At 71.1% G+C, this 19,776-nt stretch carries 15 protein-coding genes and 4 pseudogenes; 12 read left to right on the top strand and 7 right to left on the bottom strand.

Annotation, left to right across the window (positions count from 1 at the left end; translation table 11 throughout):
- The first annotated feature begins 61 nt into the window (after positions 1-61).
- Positions 62-2,923 (top strand): AAA family ATPase, encoded by a 2,862-nt coding sequence (locus tag AB0N16_RS39735; protein WP_365805611.1) that lies wholly within the window; start codon positions 62-64, stop codon positions 2,921-2,923.
- Between the two features lie 11 nt (positions 2,924-2,934).
- Here the strand turns inward: AB0N16_RS39735 and AB0N16_RS39740 are convergent, their stop codons facing one another.
- A complete protein-coding gene (locus tag AB0N16_RS39740; RefSeq protein WP_365805613.1) occupies positions 2,935-6,123 on the bottom strand; it encodes a LuxR C-terminal-related transcriptional regulator in 3,189 nt (1,062 codons plus the stop codon).
- 114 nt (positions 6,124-6,237) lie between these two features.
- Between AB0N16_RS39740 and AB0N16_RS39745 the strand changes: the two are divergent.
- A pseudogene (locus AB0N16_RS39745) lies at positions 6,238-6,874 on the top strand (HAD family hydrolase); the annotation flags it as partial.
- A gap of 41 nt (positions 6,875-6,915) precedes the next feature.
- Here AB0N16_RS39745 and AB0N16_RS39750 read toward each other — a convergent pair.
- The 3 genes from AB0N16_RS39750 to AB0N16_RS39760 all read right to left on the bottom strand — a co-directional run bounded on the left by AB0N16_RS39750 (position 6,916) and on the right by AB0N16_RS39760 (position 8,918).
- The gene (locus tag AB0N16_RS39750) at positions 6,916-7,149 is read right to left on the bottom strand and encodes a helix-turn-helix domain-containing protein (RefSeq protein ID WP_365805641.1); all 234 of its coding nucleotides are present in this window, start codon (positions 7,147-7,149) and stop codon (positions 6,916-6,918) included.
- Positions 7,150-7,254: 105 nt separating this feature from the next.
- Positions 7,255-7,974 (bottom strand): alpha/beta hydrolase, encoded by a 720-nt coding sequence (locus tag AB0N16_RS39755; RefSeq protein ID WP_365805615.1) that lies wholly within the window; start codon positions 7,972-7,974, stop codon positions 7,255-7,257.
- A gap of 8 nt (positions 7,975-7,982) precedes the next feature.
- Complete coding sequence (locus AB0N16_RS39760; RefSeq protein ID WP_365805617.1) at positions 7,983-8,918, bottom strand: SDR family NAD(P)-dependent oxidoreductase; 936 nt, start codon at positions 8,916-8,918, stop codon at positions 7,983-7,985.
- A 214-nt stretch (positions 8,919-9,132) separates the two neighbouring features.
- Between AB0N16_RS39760 and AB0N16_RS39765 the strand changes: the two genes are divergently transcribed.
- From AB0N16_RS39765 to AB0N16_RS39775, 3 genes are all read left to right on the top strand, one after another.
- Positions 9,133-9,576, top strand: a complete 444-nt coding sequence (locus AB0N16_RS39765; RefSeq protein WP_365805643.1) for an acyl-CoA dehydrogenase family protein — start codon at positions 9,133-9,135, stop codon at positions 9,574-9,576.
- Positions 9,577-9,749: 173 nt separating this feature from the next.
- Complete coding sequence (locus AB0N16_RS39770) at positions 9,750-10,589, top strand: oxidoreductase (RefSeq protein WP_365805619.1); 840 nt, start codon at positions 9,750-9,752, stop codon at positions 10,587-10,589.
- A 102-nt stretch (positions 10,590-10,691) separates the two neighbouring features.
- Positions 10,692-11,549, top strand: a complete 858-nt coding sequence (locus AB0N16_RS39775) for an oxidoreductase (RefSeq protein WP_365805621.1) — start codon at positions 10,692-10,694, stop codon at positions 11,547-11,549.
- A gap of 124 nt (positions 11,550-11,673) precedes the next feature.
- On the opposite strand, the gene AB0N16_RS39780 is transcribed toward AB0N16_RS39775, so the two are convergent.
- Positions 11,674-13,116, bottom strand: coding sequence for an aldehyde dehydrogenase (locus AB0N16_RS39780; protein WP_365805623.1), 1,443 nt, complete (start codon positions 13,114-13,116; stop codon positions 11,674-11,676).
- A gap of 197 nt (positions 13,117-13,313) precedes the next feature.
- On the opposite strand from AB0N16_RS39780, the pseudogene AB0N16_RS39785 reads away from it, so the two are divergent.
- The 4 genes and pseudogenes from AB0N16_RS39785 to AB0N16_RS39800 form a co-directional block, all read left to right on the top strand.
- Positions 13,314-13,793: pseudogene (locus AB0N16_RS39785) on the top strand (TetR family transcriptional regulator); the annotation flags it as partial.
- A 6-nt stretch (positions 13,794-13,799) separates the two neighbouring features.
- Positions 13,800-13,994, top strand: a pseudogene (locus tag AB0N16_RS39790) (helix-turn-helix transcriptional regulator); the annotation flags it as partial.
- A 158-nt stretch (positions 13,995-14,152) separates the two neighbouring features.
- Complete coding sequence (locus AB0N16_RS39795; RefSeq protein ID WP_365805625.1) at positions 14,153-15,211, top strand: alpha/beta hydrolase; 1,059 nt, start codon at positions 14,153-14,155, stop codon at positions 15,209-15,211.
- 150 nt (positions 15,212-15,361) lie between these two features.
- Entirely contained in the window at positions 15,362-16,120 is a 759-nt protein-coding gene (locus AB0N16_RS39800; protein WP_365805627.1) for a creatininase family protein, read from the top strand.
- Positions 16,121-16,170: 50 nt separating this feature from the next.
- Here the strand turns inward: AB0N16_RS39800 and AB0N16_RS39805 are convergent.
- Positions 16,171-16,287 (bottom strand): annotated as a pseudogene (locus tag AB0N16_RS39805) (peptide-methionine (S)-S-oxide reductase); the annotation flags it as partial.
- Positions 16,288-16,476: 189 nt separating this feature from the next.
- Here AB0N16_RS39805 and AB0N16_RS39810 point away from each other — a divergent pair.
- The 3 genes from AB0N16_RS39810 to AB0N16_RS39820 all read left to right on the top strand — a co-directional run bounded on the left by AB0N16_RS39810 (position 16,477) and on the right by AB0N16_RS39820 (position 19,072).
- Complete coding sequence (locus tag AB0N16_RS39810) at positions 16,477-17,334, top strand: alpha/beta hydrolase (RefSeq protein WP_365805629.1); 858 nt, start codon at positions 16,477-16,479, stop codon at positions 17,332-17,334.
- Between the two features lie 86 nt (positions 17,335-17,420).
- Positions 17,421-18,302, top strand: a complete 882-nt coding sequence (locus AB0N16_RS39815) for a helix-turn-helix domain-containing protein (RefSeq protein ID WP_365805631.1) — start codon at positions 17,421-17,423, stop codon at positions 18,300-18,302.
- Positions 18,303-18,574: 272 nt separating this feature from the next.
- On the top strand, positions 18,575-19,072 hold the full coding sequence (locus AB0N16_RS39820) for an alpha/beta hydrolase (protein WP_365805633.1): 498 nt from the start codon (positions 18,575-18,577) through the stop codon (positions 19,070-19,072).
- 296 nt (positions 19,073-19,368) lie between these two features.
- Here AB0N16_RS39820 and AB0N16_RS39825 read toward each other — a convergent pair whose 3' ends face one another.
- Positions 19,369-19,563 (bottom strand): hypothetical protein, encoded by a 195-nt coding sequence (locus tag AB0N16_RS39825; RefSeq protein WP_365805635.1) that lies wholly within the window; start codon positions 19,561-19,563, stop codon positions 19,369-19,371.
- Positions 19,564-19,776 lie beyond the last annotated feature (213 nt).

Genomic DNA, 19,776 nt, shown 5'->3' on the forward strand with positions numbered 1-19,776 from the left:
AGAGGCGACCAGGCACGAGGGCAGGCAGGCCTGCGGACGGCCGGGGGGGAGCGGAGGAGACGTGATCAGCGCGCACGTCGGCACGGCGGAGGAAACCGGCTCGGACGCCGCCGGCCCGGACGCCGCCGGCCTGGTTGGTCGGGAGCGGGAGCGGAAGCTGGTGGCCTCGTTCCTGGCGGGCCTGCCCGGGGGCGGCGGCGTACTCCACCTGAGCGGCGCGCCCGGTGCGGGCAAGTCCGCCGTCCTGCGCCTTGCTGCGGCCGAAGCCGGGGGGCACGGCATACGTGTGCTGTCGACGGCGTGGGCGCCCGGCGAGGAAGAACTGGCGTACGCCGCCCTGCACGCCCTACTGCGTCCCGTTCTGGCACGTGTCGGCGACCTGCCGGACCGTGAACGTACCGTGCTGCGCGCCGCGTTCACCGGCGGCGGCACCGTGCCGGGTCCCGCGGAGCTGGCGACGGCGGGGCTGCGGCTGCTGGCCACGCTGTCGGAGCCGGTGCTGCTGTGCGTGGACGACCTCGACCGGCTCGACGCCGCGAGCCGCGATGCCCTGCTCGCCCTGGCGGGGCTGTGTGGCTCGCCACCGACTGGGTCGGGGTCGGGGTCGACGGTGGGGTCGGCCTCGGGGGCGAGGCCGGTGGGCATGATCGTCGCCGAGCGCGCCGGTGGCGGCTCACCGTCGTATCCGCATGGCCTCTCTGTGACACTCGGGCCGCTGCCCGACCCGCACGCCCGCGCACTCGTCGCCCGTGCCGGACGCGTCACCGGGTACGGCGAGGAGCAGCTTGTTCTCGCCGTGGCGCGTGGCAATCCGCTCGCCCTCAGTGAACTCTCCCTGGGCGGTGGTCCGCTCGGGGACACAGCCGGGTTCGGCATGCTGTCTGCGACGCCGCGCCTGGCGGAGGCGTTCGCGTACGACTGGGCGGCCTTGTCGGCGTCCGCCCGCGAGGTACTGCTCGTCGCCGCGCTGAGTGTCTCGCCGTGCAGGCGAGAGATTCTGTGCGTGAGCAGTTCACTGCTCGGCGACGACGACGGCGCGGCCCGCGCCGGACTCGCGGAGCTCGTCGCCCGGGGACTGGTCGTCGACGAGAGCGTCGAGGAGGTCGAGGAAGGTGTCGGAGGCGACGGCTCTCGGGTTCGCTTCCATGAGCCGCTGATGCGGCCGGCCGTGCTGCGGCTGGCGTCGGCCGCGCGGCGTATGGCCGTGCACGCCGCGCTCGGGCAGAGCCTCGGCAGTCCTGCCCACGCCGCCTGGCACGCGGCCCAGTGCGTGACGGGTCCCGACGAAGAGCTCGCGGAGCGGTTGGAGCGGCTGGCGGCCGGTTCGCGTTCGATCACCGGGGTGCTGGTGGCGCTCGCCGCACTGGAGGGTGCGGCGCGGCTCTCCTCGGATGCGGAATGCCGGGCGGTACGGCTGCTGCGGGCCGCCGAACTGGCCGGTGACCACGGTCTGGTGGACCAGGCCCTGCGGCTAGTGCGCCAGATCGATCCGACCGAGCTGGGGACGTTCGGGCGTGCCCTGCTGCTGCGGGTGCACGATCTGCTGCCGGGCAGCAGCACGGTCGGCCGGGAGCGGATCGCCGAGCTGTGCGAGGCGGCGCGCGCGGTTGCCGCGCAGGATCCCGTGCTCCCCCGGAAACTGCTGCTCGCGGCGGCCCGCCGATGCCGGTGGCAGCAGGTCGGAGAGCGGGAACGCGACTTGGTCCTGCGCACGGCGAAGGAGCTGGGGGCCGGGCCCCGGGACGGGTGGTATCTCGTCGTGCTGTCACTGATCGACCCCCTGCGCGTGCCCCGGCCGCCGGTCCCGCAGCCAGTTCCCCTGCCCTCCGAGGTCGAGGGGCGGAGCCTGTTCAGTCAGGTGACCACCCTCACCGTCGACTTCGAGCAGGCGGCGCCGCTCCTCGAGGAGGTGGAGGACGCCTTCCGCGCCGCCGGCCGGTACGGGCAACTGCCGCTGATGCTGGTACCGCGGACGATGTGCCAGATCTGGCTCGGCACCCAGTGGCACAAGGCCCTGGCGCTGGCCGAGGAGAGCCGGATGATCGCCGAGCGGACGGCACAGCAGGACTGGGCGGCGCGGGCCACGGGGATGCTGGCCATCGTCCTTGCCTTGCGCGGAGAGCACGACAGGGCGTCGGAATGCGCCGCCGAGGTCGAGGAGTCCTCGCTGCGTCTCGGCCAGAGCCGGCAGGTCAGCCTGGCCGTCCTGGCCCGCGCGCTCACCGCGTCCGGCATGGGCCGTTACGCCGAGGCCTATGTCCGGCTGCGCTCTCTGTTCGCGGACCCTACGACGCCGTACGCCTTCGAGCAGTTCTGGGGACTCGCCTTTCTGGCGGAGGCGGCGCTGCCCGCCGGGGAGCAGGACGATGCCAGGACCGTCGTCGACCATGTCGCGGCGCTGACGCGGGCGGGGTGTTCCCCTCTGCTGGAGCGGATCGTGGCCTACGCGGACGCGGTGCTCGCCCCGGACGGCGAGGCGGAGGAGCGCTACCGTCGCGTGCTGCGGCCCGGGATCGAGGTGTGGCCGCTGCTGCACGGGATGAGCCAGTTCGGGTACGGCGCCTGGCTCAGGCGTCGGCGGCGCGTCACGGAGTCCCGTACGCCGCTGTCCGCGGCCGAGGCGGTCTTCCGGACCCTGGGCGCCCCGTCGCGCGCCGAACAGGCCGCCTCGGAGCTGCGGGCGACGGGCTGGGCGGCGGACGAACAGCCTGCCGAGGACGACGTGGACGACATCTCCCGCCTGTTGTCGCCGCAGCAGCTCACCATCGCCCGCCTGGCCGCCCGCGGCCTGTCCAACCGGGCCATCGGGGAACAGCTGCGCCTGTCACCCCGTACGGTCGCCTCGCACCTGTACCAGATCTTCCCGAAGCTGGGCGTCTCCTCACGGGCGCAGTTGGCCGCGAGGTTGGGGGCGGCCGACTGACGCAGGAGGGGTCAGGGCGTGTGCGGGTCCCTCGGGTCCCTCGGGTCCCTCGGGTCCCTCACCAAGTCCTTCGAGTCCCTCAGTGTCTCGGTCAGTTGTGATCGGGACGTCACTCCCAGGCGGGGGAAGATGCGGTAGAGGTACGCGCCGATGGTTCGTGGTGCGAGGCCGAGTTGTTCGCCGATCTCCCGGTTGGACAGGCCGCGGGCGGCGAGTTCGGCGATCCGCAGTTCCCGGGCGGTGAGCAGGTCGCGCGCCGCGGCGGGCCTGGACGCGCCCGGGGCGGCGCCGTCCGCCCGCTCCCCGGAGGCTCGTAGCTCCTCGGCGATCCGCGGGGCGCGTGCCTCGGCTCCCAGCATGGTGAAGGCGGCCGCCGCCTGGCGCAGGGTGGCCTGGGAGTCGGCGAACTGCCGCCGCAGCCGCAGCCACCTGCCCTCGGCCAGCCGCAGTGGCGCCTCCAGGTAGGGCCAGCGGGTCAGGTCTTCACCGAAGGCCCGTTTGAACATTTCCTGGGCCTCGTGCTCGTCCGCGAGAACGGCCCGGGCCACCGTGAACCGGAGGGCGACCGCGGGGGGACACTGCGCGCCCAGCTCCGTCTCAAGGCGGTCGAGCATCGCGAGCGCGTCCGGGGAGGCCTGTTCGGCCTTGGCGGCCTCGGCGAAGGCCACCAGGGCGAACAGGGCGAACGAGCGTGTGTGCGGGGCGTTGAGGAGCGACGACAACGCGGGAAGGGCCGACGCGTAGTCGCCGCCCTCCACGAGGGCCCAGGCGGTGCAGACGGCGAGCACCGAGTCGATCGCCGGCATCGAGCGCCTGGCCGCCGCCAGATCACGGGCACTGCGCGGACCCGCCGGAGTGCCGGTGCGCAAAGCCCGTACGACATCCAGCAGAAGGCGGGCAGCCGCCGCATGGTGGCCCTGGTGGTACGCGCTGTCGGCCAGCTTCGCGCACCGCCGGACGGCGTGCTCGGCCTGGGCCCAGCTGCCCATGCCCATATGCGCCAGTCCCTGCCGCAGCAGCGCCCAGGGCAGCTGGTCCGGCAGGGCGTGGAAGCGGCGGCGCTCCGCCTGCCGGAACAGGTCCATGGCCCGGACGGGGTCACCGGCCAGCATCGCGGCCTGCCCGAGGCGTTCGATGTCACGCACGGGCAGGTCGGTCGTCAGGTGCCGGTCGGTGGGCAAGCCCGCGAGGACGGTGTCGGCCCGTTCCAGCGGGCGGACCATCGCCATGGCGTGCAGCCACCGGGAGTCGTCCGCACGCTCCGGCATCCCGTCGAGGAAGGCCAGCAGCGCCTCGGATCGTTCGTCGTCGCCCACGAGGAGGGGCACCGTGATCCGGGCCAGCTCCAGGGCGTTCTCCTGCTCGTCAGCACCGACGGGGGTGGGCCAGCAGGCCGGGTCGGTGGGATCCGGGGCGGCGGAGCCGGGACCGTCAGGGACGGGATCCGGGGCGGCGGAGCCGGGACCGTCAGGGACGGGATCGGGGACGGGCGAGCCGGGACCGTCAGGGACGGGATCGGTGGGGGCCGTCCGGTGAGTCGGGGTGACCGGCGCCCTGGACGCCGCCTTGGACGCTCCCGTGCGGACGTTCACCGACGTGGTCGGCGGTTGCCCGTCAGCGTGCTCGATGAAGGTCAGGGCGCGGGCACACAGGGTGCCCAAGGGGCCCAGCGGGTGGCGCAGGGCGCGGTGCGCCATCGTGCGGGTCATGCGCTCCAGCCCGAAGAGCTGGGCGAGCTGGGCGGCCCGCAGGGCGCAGCGGCCCCGGTCGGCGGGGCTGAGGCGGAGGTCGGCGGCGCGCCGCAGGAGCCGTACGGCCATCGCCGGCTCGCACTGCTCCAGCGCGTCGCCGCGCAGCGCCTCCAGGCGAGCGGCCAGCTCTGGGTCGTGCCCCTCCACCGCCTGGGACCGGTGCCACAGCATCCGTACCGAGCCAGATGGCAGGACGGCTGCCACCGCCGCGTGCGCGGCCCGGCAGCGGCGCGGGTCGGTGCCATGGACGACCGCCCCCGCCATCGCGGGGTGGCCGAAGCGCGCCCGCATGCCGTCGAACTCCACGAGGCCCGCGCGCTCCGCGGGCTCCAGTGCCGCGAAGTCTAGTTCCGCGCCGCCGAGGCGGGACGCGGCCGACAGGAGCAGCGGCAGGTCCGCCTCCGGGTGCAGCGCCGCGACCAGCAGCAGGTCCCGGGTCCCGGCGGGCAGGCCCGCGGCGCCCGGCGCCATGGCGGCGGCCAGCCGGTCGGAGGAGGCAGGCATGCTGGGCCGTGCGTCCTCGGACGGGACGGGCAGTTCCAGCAGTGCCAGGGGGTTGCCGGCCGCGGTCGCCAGAAGTTCACGCGCGGTCTCCGCGCCGAGATGAGGACGTCGCGAGGCCAGGAGCAGACCGGACTCGGCAGGAGACAGCGGACCGAGCGGCAGTGTGGGAAGACCGGTCGCGGGATTGGGCAGTGTGCTGTGCGGACGGGTGGTCATCAGCAGGCCCAGCTGATGCCCCTGGACCCGTCGGGCGACGAAGGTGAGCACGTGCCTGCTGGGTTCGTCCAGCGCGTCCCAGTCGTCCACGGCGACCAGGAGCGGCTGTCCGGCGCGGCTGACGGCTGCCAGCACCGCGAGAACGGTGAAGGCCAGCCAGGAGTGTCCGCCGCCCAGTGCGGGAGCACCGTCGACCAGCACGCTGAACAGCGCGTCGAGATCCGCCGCGTCGAGGTCCATGGCGTCGAGGTGCGTGGCGTCGCGCACGTCGTCGGCGGTCGGTGGCCCATGCGGGTCGGTGGGGTCGGTCGGGTCGATCGCGTCGGTCGGGCCCGCCGGGTCTGCCGGGTGCGCCGCGTCTGCCGGGTGCGCCGCGTCTGCCGGGTGCGCCAGCACCGGCCAGACGATCTGGAGCAGGCCTGAGAGGTCGGGCGGGTTGCTGCCGCGGATGCCTGCACACCGTAGGACACGCATGCCATCGGCCCGTGCCGCCTGCACTGCGGCTTCCAGCAGTGCCGACTTGCCCGCGCCGGCCTGCCCGGGCACCACCAGCGCCGCGCCCCGGTCCGTCGCCTCGACCAGGAAGTCCCGCAGCGCCCGTAGTTCAGCAGCCCGGCCGACGAAGCCGGGATCGCCAGGCCCTGTCCGGTGCAGGAAGGGGGTGCGCGCCGGTGCGAGCTGTCCGTTCTCGACCGCGGCGAGGGAGGAGAACCTGCCTTGCGCGTTCATCGGTTCCCCCTGCTTTGGTACGCACGGTCCCATCCGTCGCCAGGAGCGCTCTCGTGCATGCTGCCATCCCTCTGGAGAGGAAGGCCAATGACCAGGGCGGCTTGGGTCGGCGGCATGCGTCTTGCCCTCTTCGACCTGGACGGCACCCTGGTCGACCGTCGTGCCGCGTTCGCCGACGCCATAGCCGAGCTCGCCCACGACCATGCCTACGGTCCGGAGATCGAGGACTGGTTGCGTGCCGAGCTGGCCGACAGTGCGGATCGCCGCGACTTCGAGCGTTCGAGCGGTTGCGTGCCCGGTTCCAGGTCCAGGAGTCGGCTGAGCATCTGTGGCGGGTGTACGTCGATCGCATGGCGTCCGCCGTGCACTGCAAGCCCGTCGTGCTCGACAGTCTGGCGCGGTTGAAGGACGCGGGCTGGAGCATCGGGGTCGCGACCAACAGGGCCAGTGACATCCAGCGCGCCAAGGTCCGGGCCACCGGCCTTGCCGATCTGATCGACGGGATCGCCGCGTCCGGTGACATCGATGTACGCAAGCCCGATGCGCGGCTGTTCGAGCTCGCCGCCGCTCGGTGCGGCACGCAGTTGACCCCCGGTGACTGGATGACCGGTGACAACCCGAGCCGGACATCGCCGGTGGCGCGGCGGCGGGGCTGCGCACGATCTGGGTGCGGGGCCGTGACTGGCCGGATGGGCTCGCGGTTCCGCATCACACGGCTGACGATGTCGTCGATGCGGTCGACTATCTGCTGGCTCACTCCACGCTACAGTGCCGTGCTGTAGTGCGACCTTGTCACGGTACGCGCTTGCGCAGTCGGCGCAGGTCGCCTTCGTCATCATCGTGCCCCGTGCCCAGATGCCACTGCTGGGCGAGCGCCAGCAGTGACATCCTCAACTCGTCGGTGAGCTGTACCAACAGGTCGGACTTGCTGTGGAAGTGCGAGTAGAACGTGGCCCGGGAAACGCCCGCTTCCTCCAGGATCCGCTGGACGCTGATCGCGGAGAACGCCTCACCGGTATCGAGCAAGCGTTCCAGGGTGCGTATCACCCGCGCCCGGGTCGCGGCGGAACGCGCGGCATGGGCCACGAACGGCACGGCGGCCCTCGCCGCGACGGCCCGCCTGACGCCGGGTCACAGGCCTCGTCGGACGTCGCTGTGCGCGATCCCTGCGAGGATGTCGGCCAGCTCACCGGGCATGGAAAGCAGCGGAGTGTGGCCGCTGGGCAGGTGATACGTGGTGCCCGTTCGCTCGGCGAACGGCTTCTGGTAGTCGGGCGGCAGGCTCTGGTCGTTGTCGCAGAAGACGTAGCTCGAGGGGATGGTGCACCACGCGGGCCGGGTCACCGGCTCGGCGAAGGAGAGTGCGCTCTGCGGCAGAAGTCGCGCCACGGCCGCGTCCCGCTCCTCCTCGGACACATCGTTGTACAAGGTCGTTGCCGGGTTCTCCCGGACCGGGATGATCCCCTCCACCGAGGCAAGGTCCGGCGCCTCGGCGCCGAAGCACGTCATCAGGCTCTCGTCCACGTCCAGGGCGAAGCCGGAGATGTACACCAGGTGGGACACGTTGGCCGCGCCGTCGGCTGCCTGGGTGACCGGGGCTCCACCGTAGGAGTGCCCGACGACCACCAAGGGTGCGTCGATGGCGTCGATCTTCTCGCGGACGACCCGGGCGTCGTCGTACATGCCGGGGAGCCGTCCTTCGGACCCGGCGGGCACCACGCTGGGCAGGTCGACGGTGTGGCTGACGAAGCCTCGCTCCGTGAGAGCGGCCTGAAGCTTGCTCCAGCACCACGAGCCGTGCCACGCACCGGGGACGAGGAGGAAATGGGGGGTGGTTGTGCGGTCGTTCATCCCAATCCTCAGTTCACGAAGGGGGCTGCGTAGTCCCACAGCCGATCGGCGGCCGCGGGGTCGATCGACCACTTCGCGACGCCCGCCATCGGCTCAGGGCCGCCGTCAACGATCTCGGCCTGCTGGTTGTCCTCAAAGTACAGTCCGGTCACACCCTCGACCAACGGTGAAGCGGCCAGCAGCACGGTGGTGGCGGCACCCTGGGCCGGCGTCTTGTAGTAGTCGGGGGTGAGGAGGTTGCCGTCCGCGTCCATGGCCCCCAGGGCCTGCATGGTGGCCCGGTCGATGTGACGCGTCAGGTTGGTGTGGATCCATCCCGGGGCGCAGGCGTTGGCGGTGATGCCGTCCTCGGCCCAGCGACGGCTGATGCCGACGGCGAGCAGCACGTCGGCGGTCTTCGACTGTGCGTAGGCCAGGAACGGCTCGTAGGGGCGCTGCTCAAACTGGGGATCATCGAAGTCGAACCCGGCGCGCAGCTGGGCACCGGAGCTGACGACCACGACGCGAGGCTTCTCGGCGGCTTGGAGCGCCGAGTGCAGGCCGGAGACAAGCGCGAAGTGGCCGAGGTAGTTGGTGGCGAGCTGCATTTCCCAGCCCTCGGCATTGACTTCCCGCGTCGGGAGCATCATCACGCCCGCGTTGGCGACCAGCGCGTCGAGCGGTCCGCTCCAGTTGGCGCAGAAGGCGCGAACGGAGGCCAGGTCCGACAGGTCGAGTGCGGCTGCCTGCGTGCCGGGCAGTTCTTCGAGCAGCGGCTGGGCGATGGCGGGGTTGCGCGTGGCGATGGTCACCTGCGCGCCCGCACCGGCGAGCGCCCGCACCGTCTCGGCACCGAGGCCGGAGGCTCCCCCGGTGACGATCATCCGGCGCCCGTTCAGATCGAGTCCGTCGCTCACCTCGGCAGCGGTGGCGCGCATCCCGAACGGAGTGGTTGTCAGCTTCATACCTGTGCCATGCCTTCAGAAGGGAGGGATCTCGGCGAGCGACACGTCCTCGCTGGTCGCGTCCGCGAGAAACAACCATACAACGTGTTCATACATGAGAGTCGCTCGAAGCGGGGGCCGCGGGATAAGAAGGGCATGTGAACACGTGTGAATCCGACGCCCCCTCTACCAGCGGTTCGCCCCCACACTCGTTGTCCCCGGCTGCTCGGCCGTGGTGCTCGGTGTCGCGCAAAGCGCGATCGACGTGACGGTGGAATTGGCCAGGACCAAGCACACCTTCACCGGCGACACGCTCGCGAAGTCCGCTCACGTCCAGGGGGTGGTGGCACGGTCGGAGGCCGCTCTGCACGCGGCCCGGCTGCTGCTGCTGTCCGCCGCCGCGACGGTGGACGCCGCCGGAGAGAGCGGCGAGCCCGCCACCGTGGACGAGCGGGCCGCTCTGCACGCCGCGATGTGTCATGCCGCCGAGATCAGCCGGGAGGTCCTGGTGGCCATGTACGAGCTGGGCGCCTCGTCCTCGATCTACCGGAACAACCCCGTCGAGCGGCTCTTCCGCGACGGCATGGTGGCGCTTCAGCATGCCAACCACTCCGTGCCCTTCTTCGAGGCCGTAGGACGCGTCCGCTTCGGCTTCGACCCCGGCCTGCCCCTTTTCTGACCGGACGGAGAGCACAGATCAGTCCAATAACTTACATGTCCGTGTTCTGCGCCTGCTGCGGGTGCGCAAAGTGGCAGCAAATTGACGGAGGTCCGATGCCGGTCCGGTGAGGAGAGTGAGAGAGGACTCCTCGGCCTTCACGTCAGTGAGGCGAGAAACAGGAAGGCACTCTCATGGCTACGACATGGTTGATCACCGGCGCGTCCCGAGGTTTCGGGCGTGCCCTGGCGGAAGCGGTGCTGGCGGCCGGTGACGAGCTGGTCGCCACCGCCCGTCGTCCCGACCAGCTGGCGGAACTGGTCGCCCGGTACGGCGACCGGGTGCGGGCCGTGGCCCTGGACGTCACCGACCCTGCCGCCGCGCGGGCAGCAGTACAGGCGGGAGTCGATGCCTTCGGCCGGCTGGACGTGGTGGTGAACAACGCCGGCTACGCCAACAGCGCGCCCGTCGAGGAGATGGCGGAGGAGGATTTCCGCGGCCAGTTCGAGGCCAACTTCTTCGGGGTCGTCAATGTCACCAGGGCGGCCCTGCCGGTGCTGCGCCGCCAGCGCTCGGGCATGTTCGTGCAGTTCTCCTCGCTCGGCGGCCGCGTGGGCGGCACACCCGGCATGGGCGCGTACCAGAGCGCGAAGTTCGCCGTGGAGGGCTTCTCGGAGGTCCTGGCCAACGAGGTCGCGCCCTTCGGACTGAAGGTGGTCATCGTCGAGCCGGGTGCCTTCCGCACGGACTGGCAGGGCGCGTCGATGGAGCTGCACGCGGTCGGCCCCGACTACGAGGAGACCGTCGGCGCCATGAACAAGTACCGGGCGGAGAACAACGGCAACCAGCCCGGCGACCCGGTCCGCGCGGCCCAGGTCCTCATCGACGTCGTACGCGACGACGACCCGCCGCGCCGGATCCTGCTCGGCGCCCAGGCCGTGACCATGGCGCTGGAGGCCGGCGAGGCCCGCGCCGCGGAGACCCGCAAGTGGGCCGCGGCCAGCGCCGCCGCGGACTTCCCGGCCTGCGAATAGCCGCCGTCCGCCGGGCCGCGCCCGTCGGCTGCCCGGCGTCCCGCTCACACGTGTCTTTCTCTACGACACATCCCTTTCACCCCCTTCATAAGGGATCGCTCCATGTCTCGCAAGACTTGGCTCATCACCGGTGCCTCCAGTGGCCTGGGCAAGGCCCTGGCCGAACACGTCCTCGCGCACGGAGACCAGGTGGTGGCGACGGCCAGCTCCACGAAGGCCACCACGGAGCTCGCGGCGCGCTATCCGGAGACCGCGCTCGCGGTGAAGCTCGATGTCACCGACGCCGCAGACCGGGTGGCGGCCGTGCGTGCCACCGAGGAACGCTTCGGTGGTATCGACGTCCTGGTCAACAATGCCGCCATCGACTTCGTCGGCGCTCTGGAGGAACAGGAGGAGAGCGATTACCGCCGGCTCTTCGAGGTCAACTTCTTCGGCGCGGTCGAGCTGACCCGCCAGGTGCTGCCCGGGATGCGTGCCCGCCGCAGTGGCACCGTCGTCAACGTCTCGTCGATGGACGGCCTGGCGAGCCTGCCCGCCAACGGCTTCTACTCCTCCAGCAAGTTCGCGCTGGAGGGCTTCACCGAGGCCCTGTGGCAGGAGATCGAGCCGATCGGCCTGCACGCCATGATCATCCAGCCCGGCTCCTTCCGTACCGGCATCGAGAACCGGACGAAGGTGTCCGGCGAGGCCATCGATGACTACGCCGCCACGGCCGGTGCCTTCCGCGCCATGATGGGCAGCCTGGCGCCGGAGATGTTCCCCGGGGACCCGGAGCGGGCCGCCGAGGCGATCTTCCAGGCCGTGGGTGCGCCGGAGCCGGCTCACTGGGTCGTGCTGGGCAGCGACGCCCAGCGTCGGATCGGGGTCAAGCTGGAGCAGCTGCGCGCCGAGTTCGAGGCGGGCCGCGAGCTGGCCTTCAGCACGGACTTCCCTGGCGCCGCCGAGAACGCGGTGCTCTGACCAGGCACTGTGCACGGCCCCCGACACCACGCCGGCGGCAGGCGGTCCATGACCGCCTGCCGCCGCTGGCGGTTCGGCTGTGGGGTGGTGTCGTACGAGGATGTGGGGTGGTGTCGTACGAGGGTCAGACGGTGATGGTCTTGTACTCGGTGTAGGTGCCGAGGCCGACCGCGCCGTACTCGCGGCCGATGCCGCTGGCCTTGAAGCCGCCGAACGGGCCGTCGAAGGCGACGGAGGCGCCGTTGATGGTGACGGTGCCGGTGCGGACGCGGCGCGCGACGGCGAGAGCGTGCTCCTCGTCTGTGGACCAGACGCCGCCGGAGAGGCCGTACTCGGAGTCGTTTGCGATGCGGACGGCGTCGTCCTCACCGTCGTAGGCGATGACCACCAAGACCGGGCCGAAGACCTCCTCCTGCGCGATGCGCATGGAGTTGTCGACGTCGGCGAAGACGGTGGGGGTGACGTAGTTGCCCTTCTCCAGGCCCTCGGGGATCTGCGGGCCGCCGGTGACCAGGCGGGCGCCCTCCTCGATGCCGAGCTGGATGTAGTTGCGTACGCGTTCCTGCTGGTCGGGGCGGATCATCGGGCCGATGAAGGTGTCGGGGTCGTTCGGGTCGCCGACCTTCAGCGACTCCACCAGTTCCTTGAGCGCCGCCACGACCTCCTCGTACTTCTCGCGCGGGGCGAGGATGCGGGTCTGGGCGATGCAGGACTCTCCGTTGTTGAGCAGGGAACCGAACTTCAGGCCCGCGACCGCCTTCGCGACGTCCGCGTCGGGGAGGATGATCGCGGCGGACTTGCCGCCCAGCTCCAGGCTGACCCGCTTGAGCTGCTCGCCCGCGATCGCGGCGATCCGCCGGCCCGCCCGTGTGGAACCGGTGAAGGCGATCTTGTCGACGTCCTTGTGCGAGATCAGGTACTCGCTGGTCTCCCGGTCGGCGGGCAGGACGCTGATGACGCCGTCGGGCAGGCCCACCTGCTCCAGCAGCTCGGCCAGGAAGCCCATGCTCAGGGAGTTCTCCGGGGACACCTTGAGGACCACGGAGTTGCCGGCCAACAGGGCCGGGATGATCTTTGAAGTGGCCGAGGAGAACGGCGAGTTCCACGGGATCACCGCGACCACCACGCCGACCGCCTCACGGCGGACCACGCTGCGGGTCGGTGCCGTCGGGTCGGAGGGGACCAGGGTCTCCTCCCAGCCGAACTCCTCTGCTGCCTTGAGGTAGGCGTTCGCCTGCCGGGTCAGGCCGGGCTGTCCGGCGCGGGTGAACCAGCCGGCCGAGCCGTTCTCCAGCGAGATCAGGTGGGCGATCTTCTCGGCGTTCTCCTCGCGCAGGACGTTGAACCGGCGCAGGACCGCGATCCGCTCGGCGGGCGGGGTCAGACGCCACTCACCGGAGTCGAAGGACGCCCGGGCCGCGGCGACCGCGCGGTCGATGTCCGCGCGCTGTGCCTGGGCGACGCGGCCGACCACCGACTGGTCGTGCGGCGAGGCGATGTCGAGCAACTGCGCGTCGCTCGGCTCGGCCCAGGAACCTCCGATGAAAAGCCGGCCATAGGTGATCATGTGCTTTCTCTCTTCCGGTGCTGGTGACAGTTCTTTCGGGTTGCCATCCAACTGTCACTTCAATGTAGCATTTCTGTCCTCTAGAAGCACATACAGGTTGCTGTACGGCGCTTCAAGTTACACATACGAGGTACTCTTGACCCATGAGGGCCGACGCAGCACGCAACCTTGAAGCCGTCCTGACCACCGGGGCGCGGATGCTCGCCGCCGACCCCGGGGCGAGCATCGCGAGCATCGCCGCGGAGGCGGGCGTGGACCGGCGTACCGTCTACCGGCGCTTCGCCTGCCGCGAGGACCTGCTCGCGGCGATCTACGTGTCCCGGGTCACGGCCATCGAGGAAGCCATCAGGGAGGCCCGGCTGCGTGAGGCACCGGTCGCCGTAGCGCTGCACCGCTACGTCGAGAGCATCATCGCCGTGAACCGCACCTGGCCCGTCGACCTCGCCCGCATGCTCGCCGACGACGAGATCCGCCGCCGCCGGGACGCCTGTATCGCGGAGGTGGACCTCTTTCTGACGCGGGCCACCGCCGAGGGACTGCTGCGTCGGGACCAACCGGAGCGCTGGGCAGGGCCGCTGCTCCCCGAGCTGGTGCATCTGGCGGCACACCAACAGACACACCTCAGCCCCGCGCAGGCGGCCGACGGGGTGGTCGACACGTTTCTGTACGGGGTCGGCGTTCCTATGACCTGGCAGGAGCGCCGGATCGCCGACCTCGCCGCGAGCGGCCTGACCAACAAGGAGATCGGCGAACGCATGCACCTCTCTCCGCGCACCGTCAGCTCACACCTGTACCGGGTCTTCCCCAAACTCGGCATCACCTCCCGCGCCGCCCTGCGCGACGCACTGGCCAGGCTGGAGGGTAAGCAGGACGGCTGAGTCGGGGTGGCTTAAGGCGGTGTACGTGCCGAGCCGTGGTGTACGTAGTCACCGTCACATGACTGATGTGCCCTATTTCGCTGCGGACGAGAGTGTGTACCGCCGAACCGTTCACGGTCTGCGGCACGGTCATCGGAAACACACGACGGAGGCTTCACATGATCAACAGGCGCACCTTCAGCAAGGCCGTCGGCCTGGGCACCGGCGCAGCCGCGGTCTCGCTGACCGGCCTGCAGACCAACGCGTCCGCCGCGAGCGTCAAGTCGGGGTCGAGCGCCGCCACGGTGCCCACCGTCACCCCCGGCACCCACACCGAGTTCCCCACGATCAAGCAGGTCAAGGCCGGGCTGCTGAACGTCGGCTACGCCGAGCTCGGCCCGGCCCACGGGCCGGTCGTGATCTGCCTGCACGGCTGGCCGTACGACATCCACAGCTACGTCGACGTCGCACCGCTCCTCGCCGACCAGGGCTACCGCGTCCTCGTGCCCTATCTGCGCGGCCACGGCAGCACCCGTTTCCTGTCCCGGCACACGCCCCGGACCGCCGAGCAGTCGGCCATCGCGCTGGACATCATCGCGTTCATGGACGCCCTGAAGATCCACAAGGCGGTCCTGGCAGGCTTCGACTGGGGTTCGCGTACCGCTGACATCATCGCCGCGCTGTGGCCCGAGCGCGTCAAGGCCCTGGTCTCCACCAGCGGTTACGTCATCACCGACCGCAAGGCGCAGCTGGAGCCGGCGATCCCGGCTGTCGAGCACAACTGGTGGTACCAGTGGTACTTTGCCACCGACCGCGGCAAGAAGGCCATGGAGAAGGTCGACGACCGTCTCGCGCTGTGCCGCTATGTGTGGACGCTGGTCTCGCCCAACTGGGCCTTCGACGACGCCACGTACCAGCGGACGGCGCAGGCCTTCCTCAACCCCGACTACGCCGCGATCGTGGTCTACAACTACCGCTGGCGCATCGGCCTCATCGAGGGTGAGCACCGCTACGACCGCTACGAGAAGCTGCTCTCGGCGCAGCCGCCGATCGGCGTGCCCACGGTCACCCTGGACCCGGCCCTGGACCCGTTCACCGCGCCGGGCGACGGCACCACGTACCGCCAGCACTTCACCGGCCCCTATGTGCACCGCACGATCGCGGACATCGGCCACAACCTGCCGCAGGAGGCGCCCACGGTCTTCGCGCAGGCCGTGGTCGACGCCGATCACCTCTGATCCCGACACCTCTGATCCCGGCACCTCTGATCCCGACACCTCCGATCTCGACACCTCTGATCCCGGCACCTCTGATCCCGGCACCTCCGATCTCGACAACTCTGGTCCCGACACCTCCGATCCCGGCACCTCCGATCTCGGGGAGCCCCGATGCGTGAAGTCCTGTGGAACCGTCTGACCGCCGCCGAGCTGCGGGCCCTCGCGGCGCGGGACGCGGTGGTGCTGCTGCCCATCGGGGCCACCGAGCAGCACGGCCCTCATCTGCCCACCGGTGTCGACGACTTCCTGGCGGCGGAGGTGTGCCGGCGGGCGGCGGTGCTGGCGGCCGAGCACACCCGTGTGGTGGTGACGCCGTCCGTGCCGACGGGGCTGTCGGAGCATCACATGGCGTTCGGCGGCACTCTCACCCTCAGTCTGCCGACTCTGCACGCGCTGCTGCGTGACATCTGCCGCTCCGTGATCCGGGCGGGTTTCTCACGCATCCTGATCGTCAACGGGCACGGCGGGAACATGACCGGGCTCAACGCCCTCACGACCGAGCTGACCACGGAGTTGGCGACGCCGATCGCGTTCGCCAGCTACTTCGGCACCGGGCGGGAGGTGGTGCGGGACACCCTGGAGACGCAGGACGGTCTCATGCACGCGTGCGAGGGGGAGACGTCGATGATGATGGCCGCCCACCCGGACCTGATCCGGTCCGAGCACCTCGCCGAGGCGCACGGGCCGCGGATCACCCTGCCCGCGGAGTCCACGGAGCCGGTGTACATGGCCGTGTCCTTCGACCGGATCACCGAGTCGGGGGTGGCGGGCGACGCCCGGGTCGCGAGTGCCGAGAAGGGTGAGCGGATGCTATCCGGGTGCGCTTCGGCGCTGGCGGACATCGTCGTACGGGATCCCTGGGCGAAGTAGCCCGCGGGTGTGCGGCGGGGAAGGCGATGCCGTCCCCGCCGCACCCGGGGTCAGGCCTCGGCGCGCTTGGGCAGGCGCCAGTTCGGGCGCGAGAGGTGGCGGGTGTAGCCGTTCGGATAGCGCTGGAGGTAGTCCTGGTGCTCGGGCTCGGCCTCCTAGAACGGGCCGTCTGTTCGCGTCCGTTCGCACAGGTCTCCAGGCTCGCACGTCGGCGAAGCGGAAACCTCCACGCTCTCGTCACCACCTTGACAGGTGACGCATCGCATGACAGATTCATCACCAGTTAAAGCGGTGACGAAATCCGCAAGGCCGAAACACCGTAAGTACCGAGAAAAAATTCCTGAGAGGGGTTTGTCGTGGTGAGCATCAAGGGTGGACGTAAGCGGCTGGTGACGGGGGCCGTCGCGACGGCCACGGCGGGGCTCGCGCTCGGCGCGTTCGCCCTCAGCGGCACCGCCAACGGCGCGACCGAGACGGCCGCCGCCGGTGCCGGCAAGCACGCCAAACCCACCATCGTCCTGGAGCACGGCGCCTTCGCCGACGGTTCCAGCTGGGACGGCGTCGTCTCGCGCCTGCGCGCCGACGGTTACCCGGTCGTCGCCGCCGCCAACCCGCTGCGCGGCCCGGCCTCCGACGCCGCCTCCCTGCGCGCGGTCCTGGACCACGTCAAGGGCCCGAAGATCGTCGTCGGCCACTCCTACGGCGGCAACGTCATCAGTGAGGCCGCCACGAACGATCCCGACGTCAAGGCCCTGGTCTACGTCGCCGCATTCCTGCCGGCCCCCGGCGAGAGCGCCCTGGAGCTGACCAACAAGTACCCGGGCTCCACCCTCCCCGGCGCCCTGGACCCGGTCACGTACCAGCAGACGGACGGCTCGACGGTCACCGACCTGTACATCCAGCAGGACAAGTTCCGTCACCAGTTCGCCGCCGACGTGCCCGCGAAGCAGGCCGCCCTGATGGCCGCCGAGCAGCGGCCCATCGCCCAGTCCGCGCTGGAGGAGAAGGCCACCACCGCCGCCTGGAAGACGATCTCCAGCTGGGACATCGTCACCACCGAGGACCTCAACATCCCGGCCGCGGTCCAGCGTTTCATGGCCAAGCGCGCCCACGCGCACACCACCGAGGTGGCCGCCTCCCACTCGGTCGCCGTCTCCCACCCCCGTCTGGTGGCCGACGTGATCGAGCGGGCCGCGCGCGCCGCCGTTCGCTGAACGCCCCCGAGGGCGGCGGGATGCCACGTCCCGCCGCCCTCACCGGCTCACCTCACACGTGTGCGGACCGCAGGAGAATCGACGTCATGACCTCACACTCCGACCCCCGTGCCCTCGGCGCGTTCCTCAAGGCCCGGCGGGCGCAGCTGGACCCGCGCGTGTGCGGCCTGTCCGAGACGGACTCCGCGCGCCGGGTCGCCGGCCTGCGCCGTGAGGAGGTAGCCCGGCTCGCGGCGATCAGCGTGGACTACTACACCCGCCTGGAACAGGGCCGCGTCCGCGCATCCGTCCCGGTCCTCACCACCCTGGCCCGCGCCCTGCGCCTGGACGAGGACGAGGAGCGCTACCTGTACGCACTCGCCGGCCGTTCCGACGCCTGCCCGCGCCGTCGCCGCCGCCCCGCCCAGCGGGTGCGTCCCGCCATGCGCCGCCTGCTCGACCAACTCCCCCACGCGCCCGCCCTCGTCCTCGGCAAGCGCCTGGACATCCTGGCCTGGAACGCCGCCGCCACGGCCCTCTACACCGACTTCTCCGCCGTCCCGGCAGCCCGGCGCAACTATCTGCGTCTGATGTTCACCGACCCCGCCATCCGCGGCCTGCACCGCGAGTGGGCCCATGACGCCCGGGACGCGGTCGCCGCGCTGCGCATGGAGGCCGCGGCCGACACCGACGACCCGGACCTCGCCCGCCTCGTCGGTGAACTGACCATCCGCGACAGCGACTTCCGCACCTGGTGGGCCGAACACCGCGTCAACAGCGCCACGCACGGCACCAAGCACTACCGCCACCCCCTGGTCGGCGACCTCACCCTCGACTGCGACACCTGGGCCGCGTCCGACGGCTCCGGCCAGCGCCTGATGGTCCTGACCGCCGAGTCCGGCAGCCCCTCCCACGACGCCCTGCGCATCCTCACCTCCTGGACCGCGGAGGCGGTGGAGCAGGACGCGGCGCGGGACACAACCGTGTAGGTGAACCCGCGCCCCGCCCTCTCTCGTGCTCCTAGGGAAGCTCAGGCAGCTCGTGCTCCCGAGGCACGTGTGAGAGAGGTGGCGCATGCTCGCGTACGACGTCCATGGCAGCGGGCCCGGTCCGGTCCTGCTGCCCGGTGTCGACGGCACCGCGGCCCTGACCTGGGAGACGCTGCTCGCCGGGCTGGCGGCCGAGCACACGGTCGTGCTCGTCGACCTCCCCGGGTCGGGGCGAAGTCCCGTTACCGGTCGGCCGCCTGGAGGCGGAGGCCGTGGCCGACCAGGTGGTGGAGGCCGCCGAGCGGGCCGGGTTGGGCGACTTCGCCCTCGCCGGGACCTCGCTCGGCGCGGCCGTCGCCGTCAAGGTCGCCGCCCGCCGTCCCGGCCGGGTCCGCGGGCTGGTCACGCTGTCCGGCTTCGCCCGGCCGCGCACCTCGCTGTGGCTCAGGCTGGAGACCTGGGCGTCGTTGCACTCCCCTCGCGACGACGCCCTGAACGCCTTTCTGACCTCGCTGTCCTTCTCCAAGGAGTACCTGGCCTCCTGCACCTCGGAAACGGCCCGCTATCCGGCGGCCCGGCTGCTGTCCTCCGCTCCGGCACCGCCCGGCAGATCGCCTTCACCCTCGGCATCGACGTGCGCGGCGACCTTCCCGCCGTCAGCGCGCCGACGCTGGTCGTGGCGGCCACCAGGGACCGGTTCGTGGTGCCGGAGCACTCGATGGACCTCGTGGACGGCATCCCCGGGGCGCGGCTGGCCGCCGTCTGGGTGAACGAGGAGGCGTAGGGTCTCTTCGCCGCCGCGCTCAGTCGGTGAGGCCTTGAGCGAGGCGATGACGTGGTCGGCGAGGGTGGGCATGCGGGTTGCCTTTCGTCGGGTGTGAGCACGTTCGTGATCAGTGTTCGGGAACGTGCACTGCGCACACATCCGTCGAATGACTGCGTGGGCGGTGCGGGACGGGCGGTTACCGCCGGGTCGAATGACCGCCCGATTTGCCGGATTCACACCACGGAAGCCCGTATCCCGTTGCGGGATGCGGGCTCCTCGACGGCTGCGGGCCCCGTGCGGCTACAGCCCCAGGTCGAGGGCGAGACACGAGAAGGTGCGGTACGCGGCCGTCTCGTCGGGCGAGATGTTCGCCCCGCCGTGCGGCTCGGACTGCACCGCTTCCGTCATGTCCTCGTATCGGATGCGCTCGGGCAGCTTGCCGAAGCGTGCGCGGCGGACCGCCGCGGCACTGTCCATCGCGGCTTCCTGGCTCATGACCAGCCTCCACTTCATCGATCGTGAACGGGCTCCGTCGACCGGGGCCACACGCAGCATGTGCCCCCATTGCGTCACCTGTCAAGCCGGTGACGAAAAAAGGAGGCGTGAACCTCCTGGTTCACCCGCACGTTCATCCAGGCCGAGAACCGGGGTTGAGGGAAGCTCGGCTCCGGGTCGGGCGGGCGGGCGGGCGTGACACCTGTACGGAGA

The sequence above is a fragment of the Streptomyces sp. NPDC051105 genome (genome assembly GCF_040682795.1).
Classification (GTDB): Bacteria; Actinomycetota; Actinomycetes; order Streptomycetales; family Streptomycetaceae; genus Streptomyces.

Coding starts and splice junctions, on each gene's coding strand:
- AB0N16_RS39760 (WP_365805617.1), bottom strand. CDS start 8,918: ATGAAGCTGACAACCACTCCGTTCGGGATGCGCGCCACCGCTGCCGAG.
- AB0N16_RS39755 (WP_365805615.1), bottom strand. CDS start 7,974: ATGAACGACCGCACAACCACCCCCCATTTCCTCCTCGTCCCCGGTGCG.
- AB0N16_RS39770 (WP_365805619.1), top strand. CDS start 9,750: ATGGCTACGACATGGTTGATCACCGGCGCGTCCCGAGGTTTCGGGCGT.
- AB0N16_RS39800 (WP_365805627.1), top strand. CDS start 15,362: ATGCGTGAAGTCCTGTGGAACCGTCTGACCGCCGCCGAGCTGCGGGCC.
- AB0N16_RS39780 (WP_365805623.1), bottom strand. CDS start 13,116: ATGATCACCTATGGCCGGCTTTTCATCGGAGGTTCCTGGGCCGAGCCG.
- AB0N16_RS39740 (WP_365805613.1), bottom strand. CDS start 6,123: ATGAACGCGCAAGGCAGGTTCTCCTCCCTCGCCGCGGTCGAGAACGGA.
- AB0N16_RS39825 (WP_365805635.1), bottom strand. CDS start 19,563: ATGAGCCAGGAAGCCGCGATGGACAGTGCCGCGGCGGTCCGCCGCGCA.
- AB0N16_RS39775 (WP_365805621.1), top strand. CDS start 10,692: ATGTCTCGCAAGACTTGGCTCATCACCGGTGCCTCCAGTGGCCTGGGC.
- AB0N16_RS39795 (WP_365805625.1), top strand. CDS start 14,153: ATGATCAACAGGCGCACCTTCAGCAAGGCCGTCGGCCTGGGCACCGGC.
- AB0N16_RS39815 (WP_365805631.1), top strand. CDS start 17,421: ATGACCTCACACTCCGACCCCCGTGCCCTCGGCGCGTTCCTCAAGGCC.